Source organism: Methylobacterium sp. 13MFTsu3.1M2 (genome assembly GCF_900112625.1).
Lineage (GTDB): Bacteria > Pseudomonadota > Alphaproteobacteria > Rhizobiales > Beijerinckiaceae > Methylobacterium.
The window spans coordinates 1-16,652 of sequence record NZ_FOMM01000024.1; the positions used below are offsets into that span (position 1 = coordinate 1).

The window sequence follows — 16,652 nt, forward strand, 5'->3', positions numbered from 1 at the left end:
GTCGATCATCTGCAGGTCGCCGTCGTAAGCCTTTGACACCGCGTCCAGAAGCCGATCCCAGATGCCACGCTTGCGCCAGCGCCGAAAACGGTTGCCGCAGGTCGTATGTGGGCCGTAGCGCGCCGGGATGTCAGCCCAGGGCGCGCCCGTGCGCAGCCGCCAGAAGATCCCGTTGAGCACCCGCCGGTCATCCACGCGCTCCTTGCCGCGCACGTCCGTCGGCAACAACGGCTCGATCACCGCCCACTCCGCATCCGTCAGATCAAACCGCGCCATCAAGGCCCTCCTGCTCCGAGGGCTAACGACGCCGCGGTTCAACCGTGCCAGCCGTTATGGGTTCGCGACCTAGAGCCGTGCCCGATCGCAACGCGATCGGGCACGGCTCTAGTCCAGCCGGACCAGGAGATCGCGCATGCCGCCGACATCGACGAACGTGCCGAGGTCGCGGCCGAGCAGGCCGGCATGTCGCTCCGCGTAGGCCTCCGGCGTGAGCGTCCGCAGGAACGCCGTCACCGAATCGGCGAGCGGCTCGGGAAACGCCCAGCCCAGGCGCTCCGACACCGCGTAGCGTCCGGTCGCCGTCGCGGCGCGCGCCAGCGTCAGGGCGCCGCACAGGCCGCCCTCGTAGAGCCGGTTCGGCAGTAGCCAGTCCGAATTCAGTCCATCATCGAGGTAATCGACGGCCCAACTGAAGTGGATCCCGCTGTAGATCTCCGGAAGGTCGCGGGGATTGGCGTAGGGGCCGCGGAACGACATGTTCGGCCGGCCGTCCAGCGTGTCCGCCAGGGCGCGCGGGGCGATGTCCTCCTCGGAGAGGCGCCCGGCCAGGACGATCCGCACCGAGTCGCCGAGGGCGTCCGCGATGGCGGCGAGGATCGTCAGGCTCCGGCGGCAGCGCAGCGTCCCGAACCAGCCGATCACCCAGGGCGGTTCCGCCGTCCGGGTGCGATCGAGCCGGGCCGTCACCTCGCCGAGGCGGTGGCCCATGACCTTGTTCTCGAGGAGGTGCCACGCGCCGGCGAAGCCCTGGACCGGCCGGAAGTACCGGTCGATGAAGTCCGGGGCACTGACGACGAGGAGGTCGCTGCGGCCGAGGATCCAGCGCTCGACCGCGCGGGCGATCCGTCCCGGCGCGTCCGGCCGCACCATCAGCCGCTGGATGTCGAGCACCTCGTAGACGAGGCGCGCGCGGCTCCCGGCGAGGCGCGCCGCGGTCCAGGCCACGAGGGCCATGTCGAGGTTGCGCACGTAGATCACATCCGCCGCGCGCAGGTCGCGCCGGCGGCGCAGCGCCCGGGCGATGCCGACGGCGAGGCGCGGCAGGCGGCGGGCGTAGTTGCGGTCGACGGTCAGGCCGAGGGGGACGATGTCGTCGGCCACCGGGGCCTCGGCCGGCACCGCGCCGGGGCGGTCCCGCTCGAACGCGTACACGATGACCGACCACCCGGCGTCCCGGATGGCGTCGACCCGCTTCCGGACCGTGGGCTCGGCCCGGTCGTGCCCGAAGAAGGCGACGCGGCGGCCGCGCGGGGTCGCGGAAACCGCGAAGGCCGGGGTCGGGGCACCCCGGGCCGGCACGAAGGCCGCCACCCGGTCGAGACCTTCGGCGCGCGGGCCGGTCACGAGGCCGCCTGGGTCGCGCCGCGGGCGCTGCGCCGGGCCGCGGTCCAGCGGCTCAGCGCGCCGCGGAATCCGCCGCGCCGGACCGTCTGGCCGTCGTTGGTCTTGTTGAGCACGACGCCCAGGACGGTGCTGCCGCTCGACTCGAGATCGTGCACGGCGGTGGCGACGTCGTCGATGCTGGTCCGGCCCGCCTCCACCACGATGATCAGGCCGTCGAGCGTGTCGAGGAGCGGCCGGAGCGTGGGGAGCTCGTCCACCGGGGGCAGGTCGACGACGACGCGGTCGAGGGCGGGGCGGTCGAGGGCGGGGCGTCCGTCCCCCAGCACCGCGGCGACGCCCTCCGGGGTCATCAGATCGCTGAAATGGGGATCGTTCGGGTGGCGGTTGCCGCAGGCGAGCAGGCGGACCTCGCCGGGCTGGGGGCGGACCGCCTCGGTGGCGCCGCAGCGGCCGGCGAGCACGTCGAGGAGGCCGCGCTGCTCGGTGGCCTGGCTGAGCCGCGAGAGCGTCCCCTGCCGGACGTCGGCGTCGATCATCAGCACCCGCCCGGAGCTCGCGCGGGCGCGGGCGAGGAGCTGGCCGAGATTGCTCGCGAACAGGGTCTTGCCCGCGCCGGCCCCCACGGACGTGACGCCGATCGCGAAGACCGGGCCGCGGCGGTCGCTGCCCAGGACGTGGGCCTTGAGGCTGTGCAGGCGCTCGACGAACACCGATTGCGGCATGAACCGCACGGCGCTCGCCCGGAACGCCTCGATGCTGGCCGGACGCTGCGCCTCGTTGGCGTGGGCCTGCGCCAGGGCCAGCGCCGCCCGGAAGCCGGGCTCGCGCCGCAGCTCGGGGAGGGCGGCGAGGCAGGTCAGGCCGTGGCCGGTCAGCTGCCGGGGCGTGCGGATCGTCCGGTCGAACCAGTGCCGCGCGAAGGCGCCGCTCACGCCGAACCCGGTGCCGACCAGGAGGCCGAGCAGCATGATCAGGCTGCCGCGGGGCGCGCTCGGGGATTCCGGCACGGTCGCGGGCGTGATCACGTGGGCGGAGGGCTGCGGATAGGATTGCTGGTTGACGGCGTCGATGTAGCGCTGGAGCAGGTTGGTGTAGATCTGGTCGTAGGTCTCGGCGGTGCGGTCGAGCTCCCGCGCCTTGACGCGGGCGTTGCTCATGATCAGCGTCTTCGAGATCAGCGCGTCGAAGGCCGCCGTCATGCTGTCCTCGCGGGCCTTGGCGACCTCGTAATCGTGGTCGAGAGACACGGCGAGGCGCTCGAGCTCGGTGCGCAGCGACTGCTTGGCCGCCAGGATGTCCCGCTGGATCGCCTGGACCGCCTCGTGGTCGGGGCCGAGGCGGCGCTTCAGGTCGTCGGCGCGCTGCACGAGGTCGACGTACTGCCGGCGCAGCTGGATGATGACGCTGTCCTTGAAGGCCTCAGTGATCCCCGGATCGGCGATGTCGGAATCGAGGAGCCCGCGGATCTGGTCGCGCACCGCGCGGGCGTCGACGGTCTTGGACCGGGCTGCGGCCACCGCGGTGTTGAGCTCCTCGACCTGCTGCTCGCCCACGAGGCCGCGCTTGCCCAGGTCGATGATGGTGTGCTCGGCCTTGTAGGTCTGGGCCTCGCGCGAGGCCTGGCTGGCGCGCTGCTGGAGTTCCTTCAGGCGCGGCAGCATCCACTCGCCGGCGACCTTCCAGACCTGGGCCCGGTTCTCCAGCTCGGTGCTGACATAGGCCCCGGCCACCGCGTTCGCGACGGCGGCCGCCGTGGCGGGATTGTCCGCGCTGTAGCCGACCTCGATCACGTAGGCGGCGCCGATGCGGCTGGCCTCCACGTTCTCGCGCAGCGTCCGCGCCTGGCGCAGGTCCGGGCTGACGGGGGCGGGTTCCTGGACCGGCCGCTCGGCCCCGATCAGCCGGAGGGGCAGCGCCTTGGCGGCCTTCACGAACTCCCGGACCTTCGCGACGAGCGGGTGCGTCGGCGCCGCCAGATCCTTCAGGGCCGACTCGTCGAGCCGGTGCACGGCGGCGAGCGCGATCTTCTCCGAGCGGATGTACTCGACCTGGCTCTCGACCTCGGCGATCTCGAGCGGCGTCCCGGCATTGGGCGTGTCGCGGGCCGTCACCGGGCTGGAGCGGCTCTCGATGTAGACGCGGGCCCGGGCCGTGAAGATGGCCGGCGCCGTCGCGACGTAGATCCCGGCGCAGACCAGCCCGACGGCGGCGAAGGCCAGGATCGACCGCCAGTTCTGCCGCGCGATGGTCAGGATCGAGACCTGGGACTCCGTCTCGGGCGAGAAGGGCTGGCCGCGCCAGGCTCCGGTCCCACCGGGGCGGGTCGCACCGATCGGCAGGAAGGACGCGCTGGTCGAGTGTCGGTTCATGGATCTCTCCTCACCGCGGCGGTCACCGCCTCGGGGCGCTATCCGTCAAAGGGGACGCCGGCTCGGCCCGATGGGCGCGTCGAGCCGGGGCAGGTGGGTCAGTTCTGGCCGGCCCCGTCGCCGACGCCCCGCATGGCGGGATCCGGCTTGAGCGCGATCTCCACGACGTCGCCCGGCAGCAGCTCCGTGTCCTCGGCGGCGTCGATCTGCGTCTTGGCCGGTCCGCTCTGCCGGAAGACCGCGATCGCCGCCTGCGCGCGGCTTCCGGACAGGAGCTGCGCCCGGAGGGCGCCGGTATAGACCAGCTTGTCGTTGATGCTGTTCAGGCGCGACCGGTACGTCGCCAGGTTGTTCTCCGCGACCTGGAGCTTCTCCAGGGCGTCCATGGCCTGCACGTCGTCGACCCGCTCGAGCTTGCGGGCGACGTCGCTCTTGTCGCGCTCGAGCTGGGTGAGCTGGACCGTCGTCTGCAGCGCGCGGGTCGAGGAGAGCAGGACGGCGCGCCGCGCGTCGGTCAGCCGGGTCGTGACCACGGCGCCGCGCTGGAAGAGCGCCCGCACGGTGTCGTAATCCTCGGCGTCGGCGGTGACGCCCTCCTTCTCCTTGACCTGCTGATCGCTGAGGCTGGTGAACTGCGTCTGCGTCCGGTTGAGGGAGCGCTGCAGATGGTCCTTCTCCTTGGCGATGTCGGTCATCTGCACCCGGAGCTGCTGCTCGGCGAGCTTCTGCGCCGGGGTCGCGCGGCTGCCCGGGGCGACGTCCGCCGGCGGCGGGGACTTGTCGCCCCGCGACGCGGCGACGACCGCCTTCAGGCGCCAGATCGTGGCGGATTCCCGCTGGATGCTCGCCCAGGTGCTGTCGTACTCGGCACGCAGGTTCGCCGTCTCGACGACGGGGTTCTCCATCCTGAACCGCAGGAGGTTGTAGCCGCCCGCCAGGGCGATGGCCTGCCGCACGGTCATGCCCGGATGGAACGGGTGCTCGCCCTGCTTGGTCACGTCGCCGCTCAGGTAGACCGGCTGGTACTTCGAGATCCGCACCCCGATCTCGTCGGGCTCGAGCACGGCGATCGATTCCTTGCCCTCGGAGTTGCGCTGCCGCACCGCCTTGGCGGGCAGCGACTTCTGCAGGCTCTGGCGCAGCTCCGCGACGGTGAGCCCGGCGGCCGGGACGTCCCCGAGCAGCGGGACCATGACAGTGCCGTCGGTGGAGACCGTCGCCTCCTGCTTGAAGGTCGGGATGCTGAGGGCCGTGACCTCGATCGTGTCGCCGGGCCCGATGCGGTACTCCGCGGCCGCCGGCAGCGCCGACACGGCGAGCAGGCACGCCGCGAGACCGGCGCGGCCGGCGCGGGCGGTGGCGCGGGTTGCCGCGGTCTTCGTCGACATCTTCGACACGCATCGTCCCCTTAAGGCTCGCCCTCGGAACCCGGGCGCGGCGGTCGAGCGGCAGGACCGCGCCGGCCTCACGGGCTCATGAGGGCTGAGACGGCATGATGCGTAACGGCCGAGCCAGCCGGGACTCCTCCAAATGGCGGGCGCGGGCATCCTTGCCGGGGCGGGGGCTTCGCCTTTCGACGTAGGCCCCCTGGCCCGAACGGTGCGCCGGGCCGGGGAGGGGTCACACCGGATGGGCGCCGTTCGCCTTTCGACGGACGAACCGCATCGAAAGCCTGGGTTCCCGGCCGTCCGCAGCTCTGTGCAGTTTTGACGCACAGAAGTTCGGCGGAAGGAGCGGCGGGTATGCCGATTACCGATGCAGATATTGGGGCGGATGTGGGGATCTTCTACCCGGATCTAGTCAATATTTATGGATGCCGAATCGAAAGCGGTTCGCGCATCGGCCCCTTCGTGGAGATCCAGCGCGGCAGCCGGATCGGCCCGCGCTGCAAGATCTCCTCGCACAGCTTCATCTGCGCGGGCGTCTCGATCGGGGCCGAGGTGTTCGTCGGCCACGGCGTGGTCTTCACCAACGAGCTCTACCCGGAAGCCACCAACGCGGACGGGAGCCTGAAGCGGGACGGCGAGTGGGAGCTCGTCGAGACCGTGGTCGAGGCCCGCGCCTCCATCGGCTCCAACGCCACCATCGTGGCGGGGATCACCATCGGCGAGGGCGCCCTGGTCGGCGCCGGTGCCGTCGTCACCCGGGACGTCCCGGCCTTCGCCATCGTCGCCGGATGCCCCGCGCGGGTCGTCGGCGACACCCGCACCAAGCGCGCCGAGAGCGCCGCGCGCGCCCGTTCCGTCCAGTCGCCGCGGCCCGAGCCGGCCGAGCCTCTGCAGGTTGCTTGAGGGGAATGCAGTCATGATCTCGATCGGTATCGTCGGATACGGCTACTGGGGGCCGAACCTCGCCCGGTGCACCTCGGAGAGCGAGCGCTGCCAGCTGGTGGCCATCGCCGACCAGTCGCCCGCCGCGCTCGGCCGGGCCGGCAAGCGCTACCCCGCCGTCCAGCTCCATCAGGACTGGCGCGACCTCGTGGCCGATCCCGCGATCGACGCCGTCATGGTGGCGACGCCGGTGAGCTCGCACTTCGAGATCGCCATCAACGCGCTGCGGGCCGGCAAGCACGTCTTCATCGAGAAGCCGATCACGCCCTCGGCCTTCGAGGCCCGGCTGCTGATCGAGGAGGCGGCCAAGCGCAACCTGCGGCTGATGGTGGACCACACCTTCGTCTACACGGGCGCGGTCGAGAAGATCCACGAACTCATCACGACCGACGCCATCGGCGACGTGTTCTACTACGACTCGACCCGGGTGAACCTCGGCCTGTTCCAGCGCGACGTGAACGTGATCTGGGACCTGGCGGTCCACGACCTCGCCATCCTCGACCACATCCTGGACCTCGCCCCGGTGGCGATCTCGGCGAGCGGCACCGGCCATTTCAGCGGCCGCCCCGAGAACATGGCCCACCTGACCGTCTTCTACCCGCGCGGCGTCGTCGCGCAGATCAACGTCAACTGGCTCGCGCCCGTGAAGGTGCGGCAGACGCTGATCGGCGGCAGCAAGAAGATGATCGTCTACAACGACCTCGACCCGATCGAGAAGGTCAAGGTCTACGACCGCGGCGTCACGGTCGGCGGCGGCTCGGACGACATCACCGAGCTGATGGTCTCCTACCGGACCGGCGACATGTGGTCGCCGCACCTGTCCTTCCGCGAGGCGCTGATCGTCGAGATCGAGCACTTCGCCGACTCCATCGAGAACGGCACCGCGCCCATGACCGACGGCCACAGCGGCCTGCGCGTCGTCGAGATGCTCGAAGCCGCCATGCGCTCCCTGCGCCAGAACGGCACCCCCATCGACCTCATGCCACTTGCGAGGGCCTCGTGATCCCCTTCCTCGACCTCAAGGCGCAGTACGCGGCGATCGGCGGCGACGTCGAGACCGCGGTCCTCAACGTCCTGCGCAGCGGCGACTTCGTCCTCGGCCCGGCGGTCAGCGCCTTCGAGGCGGCCTTCGCCGAAGCCTGCGGCGCCCGCCACGCGGTCGCCGTCAGCAGCGGCACCGCGGCCCTGCACCTCGCCCTCCTCGCCCTCGACATCGGTCCGGGCGACGAGGTGATCACGGTCTCGTCGACCTTCGTGGCGACGGTCGCGGCGGTGCTGTACGCCGGCGCCACCCCGGTCCTCGTCGACATCGACCCGGTCGACTGGACCATGGACCCGGCCCTGGTCGAGGCGGCGATCACGCCCCGCACCAAGGCGATCCTGCCGGTGCACCTGCACGGCCGGATGGCCGATCTCGACGCGCTCGGCGCCATCGCCCGGCGCCACGGGATCGCCCTCGTCGAGGACGCCGCCCAGGCGCATCTCGCCGAGCGCGGCGGCCGCAAGGCCGGCACGATCGGGGATCTCGGCTGCTTCAGCTTCTATCCCGGCAAGAATCTCGGGGCCTATGGCGAGGGCGGCGCCATCGTCACGGACCGGGACGACCTCGCCGAGGCGGCCCGCTGCCTGCGCGACTGGGGCCAGCAGGGCAAGTACAACCACGTCCGCCACGGCTTCAACCTGCGCATGGACGGCGTCCAGGGCGCGGTGCTGGGGGTCAAGCTCCCGCACCTGGAGGGCTGGACCCGCGCCCGCCAGGCGGTGGCGGCGGAGTACGGGGCGCGGCTCGCGAGCCTCGGCCTGGAGCTTCCGGCCCCCGCCGGCCTCGACCACGTGTTCCACGTCTACGCCGTGTCGACGGCGGACCGCGAGGGGCTGCGCCAGTACCTCAACGCGGCCGGCATCGCCACCGGCATCCACTACCCCGTCCCGGTCCACCGGCAGCCCGCCTACAGCCACCTCGACGACGGTGCCGGCCGCCTGCCGGTCACCGAGCGGCTGGCCGCCCGGACCCTGTCCCTCCCGATGTTCCCCGAGATGACGTCCGCGCAGATCGACACCGTCTGCCGGGCCGTCGCCAGCTACTGCGAGGTCGCCGATGCCCAAGCTGCGTGAGGTCACCAAGGGAAGCCGGTTCAGCGGCGACCTGCGCGGGACCCGGATCCTGGTCACGGGCGGATCGGGCTTCATCGGCTCCCACATCATCGACCTGCTGGTCGAGGCCGGCTGCGACGAGATCGTGGCCATCGACAACATGATCCGCGGCCGCCCCGAGAACCTCGGGGACGCCCTCGGCTCCGGCCGCGTCCGCCTCGTCCAGGGCGACATCCGCGACCGCGCCCTGATGGACACGCTGGTCAAGGGCACCGACGTGGTGTTCCACCAGGCGGCCCTCCGGATCACGCAGTGCGCCGCGGAGCCCCGCCACGCCTTCGAGGTGATGGCCGCCGCGACCTTCAACCTGCTGGAGAGCTGCGTCGAGGCCGGCGTCGCCAAGGTCGTGATGGCCTCCTCGGCCTCGGTCTACGGGATGGCGGAGGTCTTCCCGACGACCGAGAAGCACCACCCCTACGACAACCGGACCCTGTACGGCGCCGCCAAGTCCTTCGGCGAGGGCCTCCTGCGCTCGTTCAACGACATGCACGGGCTCGACTACGTCGCGCTCCGGTACTTCAACGCCTACGGCCCGCGGATGGACCTGACCGGCCGCTACACCGAGGTCATGGTCCGCTGGATGCAGCGCCTGGCCGAGGGGCAGTCGCCGATCGTGTTCGGCGACGGCCTGCAGACCATGGACCTCGTCCATGTCCGCGACATCGCCCGCGCCAACATCCTGTCGGCGATCTCGCCCGCCACCGACGTGGTGCTCAACGTCGGCACCGGCGTCGAGACCTCGCTGGTCGACCTCGCCGGCCACCTCACCCGGATCATGGGCCGGGACGGCACGCCGCTGGTCCACGAGGCCGAGCGGGCCGTGAACCCGGTGCCCCGGCGCCTCTGCGACACGAGCCTCGCCAAGGAGCTGATCGGCTTCGAGGCGAAGATCGGGGCGGCCGAGGGCCTCGCCGACCTCGTCGCCTGGTGGCAGGACGAGTCCCGCTCGGAACACCTGCGGCGGGCGCTCGCATGATCCCGATCGCCAAGCCCGAAGTCGGCGCCCCCGAGGCCGAGGCCGCCGCCGCCGTCGTCCGCTCCGGATGGCTGACCCAGGGGCCGCAGGTCGCGGCCTTCGAGACGGAGTTCGCCGCGATCGTCGGCGCGCCCCACGCCTGCGCGGTCTCGAACTGCACCACCGCGCTGCATCTCGCCCTGCTCTCCGTCGGGGTCGGCCCCGGCGACGAGGTGGTGACGGTGAGCCACAGCTTCATCGCCACCGCCAACGCCATCGCCCAGTGCGGGGCGACGCCGATCTTCGTCGACATCGACCCGGCGACCTACAACATGGCCCCGGACGCCGCCGCGGCGGCGATCACCGAGAAAACGAAGGCGATCGTCTGCGTCCACCAGATGGGCATGCCCTGCGACCTGGAGGCGATCGCCGCGATCGGGCGCCGCTCCGGCATCCCGGTGATCGAGGACGCGGCCTGCGCCATCGGCTCCGAGCGGCTCCAGGGCGACGTCTGGCGGCCGATCGGCAGCCCGGCGGGCGACATCGCCTGCTTCTCGTTCCACCCGCGCAAGGTGCTGACCACCGGCGACGGCGGCATGATCACCACCGCCAACGCCGCGTGGGACCGGACCTTCCGGCTGCTGCGCCAGCACGGGATGAGCGTCTCCGACATCGCCCGCCACGGCAGCGCCAAGGTGGTGGTCGAGGCGTACTCCATCGCGGGCTTCAACTACCGGATGACGGACGTGCAGGCGGCCATCGGCCGGGAGCAGCTGAAGCGGCTGCCCGACCTGATCGCCCGGCGCCGCGCCCTCGCCGACGGCTACCGCGCGCGGCTGGCCGACCTCCCCGGGGTGACGCCGCCGCCCGAGCCGATGGGGCTGCGCAGCAACTGGCAGAGCTACTGCGTCCGCCTCCCGGACGACGCGGACCAGCAGGCGGTCATGCAGGCGATGCTCGACCGCGGCATCGCCACCCGCCGGGGCATCATGTGCGCGCATCTGGAGCCGCCCTACGCCGAGGCGCCGCGGCGGTTCGCCCTGCCCGAATCCGAGCGGGCGCGCGACCACGCGATCCTGCTGCCGCTCTACGCGGCGATGACGGAGGCGGAGCAGGACCAGGTCGTCGACGGCCTGCGCGACGCCCTGCGATGATCCCCGCACCGGTCAAGAGCCTCGCCCGGACGGTCGGCCTGACGCGTCCGCGCGTCGCCGCCGCCCGGATGGCCTGCGAGCGCACGACGCTCGCCCTCGCCCGGATCCGGCGCCCGGCGCCGGGCGGCCGCATCCTCTGCTACCACTCGGTGGGCCAGTCGGAATGCGGCGTCAACGACGTCTCTCCCGCGCGCTTCCGCCACCAGCTCGAGCGCGCGCTCAGTCTCGGCTACCGCTTCGTGCCGGCGGCCACGATCGCCGACGGGCGCGGCGGCGCGCGGGATCTCGCCATCACCTTCGACGACGGCTGGCGCAGCGTCCTCAGCGGGGCGGCGCCGGTGCTCAGCGAGCTCGGGATCCCCTGGACCCTGTTCATCGTGTCGGGCTGGCTCGACCGGCCCGAGAGCGCGCCGCCGGGCATCCTGGGCTGGCGCGCCATCGAGGCGCTGGCCGCCAACGGGGTCGAGATCGGCAGCCATTCCGTGACCCACCCGGATTTCGGGCGCCTCAGCGCGGAAGAGGCGGCCGAGGAGCTGGAGGAATCCCGGCGCGCCATCGGGGCCCGCCTCGGCGTCCTGCCCGACTCCTTCGCGATCCCCCTGGGGCAGTCGGCGAACTGGACGCGGGCGGCCGCCCACGCGGCCCGGGAGGCGGGCTACCGGATCGTCTACGCGCAGGCGGTGGAGACCCGTCCCGCCGGAACCGTGGCGCGCAGCTTCGTCACGCAGTTCGACAACGATCTGGTCTTCGGTGCCCTGCTCCGGGGCGCCTACGACGCCTGGGAGGAGTGGGTATGAACCGACCCGCGCGGCGCCGCGTCTCCGTCGTGGTGCCCACCTGCAACCGGCCCGCCTTCCTGCGCGAGGCCCTGGCGAGCATCCGCGCGCTGGAGGGCCCCGACCTCGCCTTCGAGATCATCGTCGGCGACAACGGCGCGGCGGGGCCGGCCGCCGAGGTCGCCGCCGCGTTCGGCGCGATCCACGTCCCAGTCGACCGGCCCGGCGCCGGCGCGGCCCGCAATGCCGGCCTGACCCGGGCGAGCGCGCCCTACGTGGCGTTCCTCGACGACGACGACGTCTGGCAGCCGGCGCATATCCGGGAGCATCTGCGCCTGTTCGAGGCCGATCCGGAACTCGGGGTCGTGTTCGGGCAGATCGTCACCGCCGACCACGACCTCGTGCCGACCTACGGCCCCTGGCCGCCGGAACTTCCGTCCGACAAGGGCGCGCTGCTGCGCCGCATGCTGAGCGGCTACTTCCCGCAGATCGGGGCGACGGTGGTGCGCCGGACCGTCGTGGACGCGATCGGCCTGTTCGACGAGGCCCTGCTCGGCGATCAGGACTGGGACTGGCAGCTGCGTGCCGTCCGCGGCCACGGCGTCGGCTTCGTCGCCGCGCCCTGCGTGCATTTCCGGCAGCGTCCGGCCGGGACCTTCGACCGCCTGATCGCCCGCCGGATCCACTTCACCCGCCTCGTCTTCCGACGCCACGCGCCGGCGCTCGGCGTCTCGCGTCTCGCGGCCCTGCGGCTCTATTTCGGGACTGTGCAGGGCTACTACGACGCCCTGCTGGACGCCACCGAGGCCCACATGGCCCGCGGCGATCGCCGCGCCGCCGCGGGGGCGTTCCTCACGGCTGTCCGCCTGATGCCGCACCGGGCGATCCGGCAGGCCTTCCGGCCGACGCGCGTGCGCGCGGCCCTGCTGGCGCTGGCCGCCGGGGCGGCCGCGCGGCCGCTGACCGCCGACCCGAAGACGCGCTGAGCCGAGGACGAGGACGCGCTGAGCCCGACAAGGCTGTCGCTCCGCGGCGCGGACCCTCCAGGGGCCCGCGCCGCGGAGCGCGCTCGCGCTGTCCCTGTGGTGTTCGGCGGGCCGCCCAGGATTCCGCGCGGTCCTGGCGGCTCCGCCGCCCCTGCGGCGGCGCGCGGGCCTTCGTCCCGCAGACCGGTGAGGGCTGTGGAGGCGCGGGCGGGCGACCCGGCCTCCCGCGACGCGCGCGCCGTCCGGCGTGACCGATCCGCGGCCACCCGGGCCCGGGGGCGGCCTCAGGCGCCGGGGATCTGCGCCCGGAGCCGCATCGGGCCGAACCGGTCCTTCACGTTGCGGACCAGCCATTCCGGGAAGAGAAGCCGCACCGGCTCCCAGAGGCCGGAGAAGTCGCCGGCGCGACGCAGGGCCAGCCAGGAGGCGACGCGCTGGCGCAGCGGCAGCATGCCGATGTAGTTCTTGGTCATCTCCGACACGGGGAAGTCCGAGCCGAACATGTCCTGGTGGCGCAGGTCGGGCTCGCCGAGATGGGGCGCCTCGGCCGGGCCGGGCGCGCCGGCCTCCGGGAGCAGGCGGGGCAGGGCCAGCGCCTGCGCGTAGATCGCGTCGAGTCCCGCCAGCCAGGCGGCCGGCGCGTAGAGGCCCGCGACCGCGGCGGCGCTCTCGGCGCCCGCGGCGTCCCGCGCCGCGGCGTCGGTGATGAGCGCCGTGAGGTGGGCCTCGTAGGCGGCCTGGTCGTGGGCGACCCGGGCCGTGACGTCGAGCCCCGGATGGTTGATCGCCACGATCTCCGCCGCCGCGGGCGCCTCGAACCGCGTGACCAGCGGCAGCCCGTAGGCGGCGGCCTCCAGCATCGAGGTCGACGACACGAACGGGTAGGAATCGACGTAGATGTCGGCCGCCTCGAAGAAGACCCGCGGGTCCGACAGCTCGGGATGGGCCGTGATGCGCCCGCCGGTGGCGGCCCGGGCCCGTTCCCAGTCGGCCCGCTCGCCGGGGCCGACCACGATGAGCCGGGCCTGCGGATGTGCCGCGAGCAGGTCGACGTGGCGATCCGCGTAGGTGACCGGCCCGACGTTGCGGTACTTGGCCCCCCGGGCCACCGAGACCAGGAGGACGCTGTCCTCCGGGACGCCCAGGGCCTGCTTGGCCGCGCTGCGGGCGCGCTGGCGCTCGGGCAGGGTGATCAGGGTCGGCAGCAGGAGGCTGCGGGCCGGATCGACGCCGCGCCGCGCGACGGCGAGCCGGCGCGCGGCCTCGCGCAGGTTGATAACCGCGTGGCTGATCCGCGTCCCGATCCAGAACAGGTGGTCGGCGTGGTTGAGGAGCAGGACCGGCGGGCTCTTCGCCGGATCCGCGAAGGCGATCAGCGGGACCACGTCCTCGCAGTGGATGTGCAGGACGACGACGTCGTAGCTGCGCGCGATCTGGCGCAGCTCCCGCGCCCAGGCGAGCTTGTCGCCCTTGTGGTGGTTCAGGTGGTGGATCCCGCCGCCGCTCTCGCGCACCGCGGCGGTGATCCGCCCGTCGACCGGGCCGCGATGCTGGGTCAGGGCGACGCCGTTGACCCGGTTGCGGTCGGCGCCGATCCAGAGCGCGAGCATCTTGGTGAGGCCGCCCACCGGGGCGAGCTGCGTGCAGACGTGGAGGACCCGCCGGTACGGAGCCCCGTCGGCCCGCGCGCCGTCCGGGCCGCCGCCGTCGAGGGTCCGGCCGATCCCGGTCATCAACCGTTCGAGGCGCGGGCTCGCGAACACGCCGCAGTGCCGGTGCGCCGCCAGGGTCGCCGCGATGGCGGTCTCCACGGCCGCGCCGGCATGGTCGCCGGCCGCCGCGAGACGCTCCGCGTGCCGCACCCGGGCATCGAAGGCCGCGAAGTTCGACCGGATCCGCCCGGCGCGGGACGCCGTCCCGCCCGCAGGTTCCCCGTCGCCGTCACGGACGGGTTCAAACGCGCCTTTGACCATCACGCCCTCCGGGCCTCAGCGCTGCGACGCGGCGCCGTTCGTTGTCCAGGTCCCCGCCTCGTGGAACACGCCGAAGACGTCCGGCGCGAAGACGGGGTGCTCGATATGGAAGCGGCCGCCGATCTTGGCCGCGAGGAGCCGCTCGAAGCCGCGCTGCCGGACCACCATCGAGACCGTGTAGGTGTCGGCGGTCAGGGTCAGCGGCGGCGTCAGCAGCTCCACCTCGCCCTCGCCCGCGAGGGCGGTCAGGCCGGTGCCGTCCGCCTGGGTGCTGAAATTGCAGCAGAGCAGCTCGTCGGACCGGGTGATCGAGAACAGGACGTGCGGGTCGGCGATCGGCTCGGCGGCGCTGTAGCGGGCCCGGATCCGCATCCGCTCGCCGTGGCGGAACAGCGTCCGCGGCGCGCCGGATTCGTCGGCGATCGTCACGTCGCTGATCCGGACCGGCAGGTCGCCGGTGTCGGGGCGGAACCACGCGGTGTCGGCGAGGTAGCTGTCCCGCTCGTAGTGGGTCAGGCCCTCGTCGGTGGGGCCGTCGTAGGCGACGCGGCCGCCCTTGATGTAGATCACCCGCTCGCACATGGTCTTGATGCTGAACATGTTGTGCGAGACCAGCAGGATCGTCGAACCCTTGCCCTGGAGGCGCCGGGCGAAGTCCATGCACTTGCGCTGGAAGGTGTAGTCGCCCACCGCCAGCACCTCGTCGAGGAGCAGGATGTCGGGCTCGAGATGCGCGGCGACCGAGAAGGCCAGCCGGACATACATGCCGCTGGAGTAGCGCTTCACCGGCATGTCGATGAAGTCGCCGATCTCCGAGAAGGCGACGATCGCGTCGAACTTCGCGGCGATCTCCCGACGGTCCATCCCGAGGATCGAGCCGTAGAGGAAGATGTTCTCGCGGCCGGTCAGCTCACGGTGGAAACCGGTGCCGACCTCGAGCAGGGCCCCGACCCGGCCCTCGAGGCGGATCCGGCCGGTGGTCGGCGCGGCGATCCGCGACAGGAGCTTGAGGAGCGTGCTCTTGCCGGCGCCGTTGAGGCCGATGATGCCGACATTCTCGCCGTGCCGGATGCCGAAGCTGACCTCCTTCAGCGCCCAGAAGCTCTCCTGCGACGGGCGCGCCGCCGCGCGGCGGGTCACCAGGCCGCGGACGCCCTCGCTGAGCGCGTCGCGCAGCGAGTTCTGGTGCGCGGCGCGGGGAGCGCGCCAGTACTGCTTGCCGATATCCTGAACGCTGATTGCCATCGACATCAGATTACATCCGCGAAGGAGCGCTCCATGCGCTGGAAGAAGATCAGTCCGCTGATGAGCAGGGCGAAGGCGGCCGTGACCGAGACGGCGACCGCGAAGGCGTCGGGCGGCGTGCCGCCCAGGATGGCGAACCGGAACGCCTCGATCAGGCCGACCATCGGGTTGAGCGCGTAGATCCAGCGCACCGAGGCGGGCACGATGCTCGACGCGTAGACGATCGGCGAGGCGTACATCCAGATCTGGATCACGAACGGCAGCGTGTGCTTGATGTCCCGGAAGCGGACGTTGATCGGCCCGAGCCAGAGACTCACGCCGAGGGCGAGCATCGCCGTCACGATCAGGGTCGGGACGGCCAGCACGAGGTGCCAGTCCGGCACCGCCCCGTACCAAGCCATAAGGGCCAGCAGCACGCCGAGCGCGATGGCGAAGTCGACCATCGGCGACACCACCGTCGCCAGCGGGATGACCAGCCGCGGGAAGTAGATCTTCCGGATCAGCTCGGCCTCCGCCACGAGGCCGTTGGCGCTGCGCCGCACCGCCTCGGAGAAGTACGTCCACAGGACGACCGCGCTGCCGGCGAAGAGTGCGTAGGGGGCGCCGTCGGTGGGGATCTTGGCGAAGTGGCCGAAGATCACCGTGAAGATCAGGACGGTGAAGAGCGGCTGCGCGATCGCCCAGGAGGCGCCCATGGCGGTCTGCCGGTAGAGCACCTTCAGGTCCCGCAGGATCAGGACGCGCAGCAGGTCGCGATACTGCCAGAGGCCGACCGCGTCGAAGGCGACGATCCGGTCGTCGGGCGCGATCTCGGTCACCCGCAGCGTCGACGGGTCGGTCCGCTGTTCGGTCGGCCCGCGTTCCGACGTGCCGAGGGCAAGCGCATCCAAAGATTTCATCATTCGAGGCGGTCCCGCATGACGCTCTGAGCCCGTGGTCGAGCTCGGGGATCCGGTGCGAATCGGAAGTCGTGCCGCCCGGTCGTCCCGCCGGAACGGGCTATCATCGCGGTGCGGCGGTCCGAATTACACCTTTCGTCGTATCGGTCCGGCCGACTGAAGTGGTGGTTGTGATCAACGACCGTAAT

At 72.2% G+C, this 16,652-nt stretch carries 14 protein-coding genes; 7 read left to right on the plus strand and 7 right to left on the minus strand.

Going from position 1 to position 16,652, the window contains the following annotated elements; genetic code table 11:
• The 4 genes from BM314_RS22495 to BM314_RS22510 form a co-directional block, all read right to left on the minus strand.
• Positions 1-276, minus strand: a 276-nt coding sequence (locus BM314_RS22495; RefSeq protein ID WP_107353637.1) for an IS5 family transposase, incomplete at its 3' end; no start/stop codon positions are given.
• A 108-nt stretch (positions 277-384) separates the two neighbouring features.
• Positions 385-1,623 carry a glycosyltransferase gene (locus tag BM314_RS22500; protein ID WP_091980303.1) on the minus strand — a complete coding sequence of 413 codons (1,239 nt, stop codon included), beginning with the start codon at positions 1,621-1,623 and terminating at the stop codon, positions 385-387.
• Positions 1,620-3,992, minus strand: a complete 2,373-nt coding sequence (locus BM314_RS22505; protein ID WP_091980306.1) for a GumC family protein — start codon at positions 3,990-3,992, stop codon at positions 1,620-1,622. The genes BM314_RS22500 and BM314_RS22505 overlap by 4 nt, the downstream gene beginning before the upstream one ends.
• Before the next feature lie 98 nt (positions 3,993-4,090).
• Positions 4,091-5,380, minus strand: coding sequence for a polysaccharide biosynthesis/export family protein (locus BM314_RS22510; protein WP_091980308.1), 1,290 nt, complete (start codon positions 5,378-5,380; stop codon positions 4,091-4,093).
• A 354-nt stretch (positions 5,381-5,734) separates the two neighbouring features.
• On the opposite strand from BM314_RS22510, the gene BM314_RS22515 reads away from it, so the two are divergent.
• From BM314_RS22515 to BM314_RS22545, 7 genes are read left to right on the plus strand one after another with little or no spacing between them, the layout of a single operon-like run.
• Positions 5,735-6,283 carry an acyltransferase gene (locus BM314_RS22515; RefSeq protein ID WP_026604627.1) on the plus strand — a complete coding sequence of 183 codons (549 nt, stop codon included), beginning with the start codon at positions 5,735-5,737 and terminating at the stop codon, positions 6,281-6,283.
• 13 nt (positions 6,284-6,296) lie between these two features.
• Positions 6,297-7,325 carry a Gfo/Idh/MocA family protein gene (locus BM314_RS22520; protein WP_020091188.1) on the plus strand — a complete coding sequence of 343 codons (1,029 nt, stop codon included), beginning with the start codon at positions 6,297-6,299 and terminating at the stop codon, positions 7,323-7,325.
• Positions 7,322-8,437, plus strand: a complete 1,116-nt coding sequence (locus tag BM314_RS22525; protein WP_091980311.1) for a DegT/DnrJ/EryC1/StrS family aminotransferase — start codon at positions 7,322-7,324, stop codon at positions 8,435-8,437. Before BM314_RS22520 ends, BM314_RS22525 begins: the two co-directional genes overlap by 4 nt.
• Complete coding sequence (locus tag BM314_RS22530) at positions 8,421-9,452, plus strand: NAD-dependent epimerase/dehydratase family protein (RefSeq protein WP_020091186.1); 1,032 nt, start codon at positions 8,421-8,423, stop codon at positions 9,450-9,452. The genes BM314_RS22525 and BM314_RS22530 overlap by 17 nt, the downstream gene beginning before the upstream one ends.
• Positions 9,449-10,585 (plus strand): DegT/DnrJ/EryC1/StrS family aminotransferase, encoded by a 1,137-nt coding sequence (locus tag BM314_RS22535; RefSeq protein WP_091980314.1) that lies wholly within the window; start codon positions 9,449-9,451, stop codon positions 10,583-10,585. Before BM314_RS22530 ends, BM314_RS22535 begins: the two co-directional genes overlap by 4 nt.
• Positions 10,582-11,382: a polysaccharide deacetylase family protein gene (locus BM314_RS22540; RefSeq protein WP_091980316.1), complete on the plus strand. Its 801-nt coding sequence runs from the start codon at positions 10,582-10,584 to the stop codon at positions 11,380-11,382. Before BM314_RS22535 ends, BM314_RS22540 begins: the two co-directional genes overlap by 4 nt.
• A complete protein-coding gene (locus BM314_RS22545; RefSeq protein WP_091980318.1) occupies positions 11,379-12,347 on the plus strand; it encodes a glycosyltransferase family 2 protein in 969 nt (322 codons plus the stop codon). The genes BM314_RS22540 and BM314_RS22545 overlap by 4 nt, the downstream gene beginning before the upstream one ends.
• A gap of 284 nt (positions 12,348-12,631) precedes the next feature.
• Here BM314_RS22545 and BM314_RS22550 read toward each other — a convergent pair whose 3' ends face one another.
• From BM314_RS22550 to BM314_RS22560, 3 genes are read right to left on the minus strand one after another with little or no spacing between them, the layout of a single operon-like run.
• The gene (locus BM314_RS22550; protein ID WP_091980321.1) at positions 12,632-14,320 is read right to left on the minus strand and encodes a glycosyltransferase; all 1,689 of its coding nucleotides are present in this window, start codon (positions 14,318-14,320) and stop codon (positions 12,632-12,634) included.
• 15 nt (positions 14,321-14,335) lie between these two features.
• Positions 14,336-15,571, minus strand: a complete 1,236-nt coding sequence (locus BM314_RS22555; RefSeq protein ID WP_091675731.1) for an ABC transporter ATP-binding protein — start codon at positions 15,569-15,571, stop codon at positions 14,336-14,338.
• Positions 15,571-16,464: an ABC transporter permease gene (locus BM314_RS22560; RefSeq protein WP_244534881.1), complete on the minus strand. Its 894-nt coding sequence runs from the start codon at positions 16,462-16,464 to the stop codon at positions 15,571-15,573. The genes BM314_RS22555 and BM314_RS22560 overlap by 1 nt, the downstream gene beginning before the upstream one ends.
• Positions 16,465-16,652: the final 188 nt, after the last annotated feature.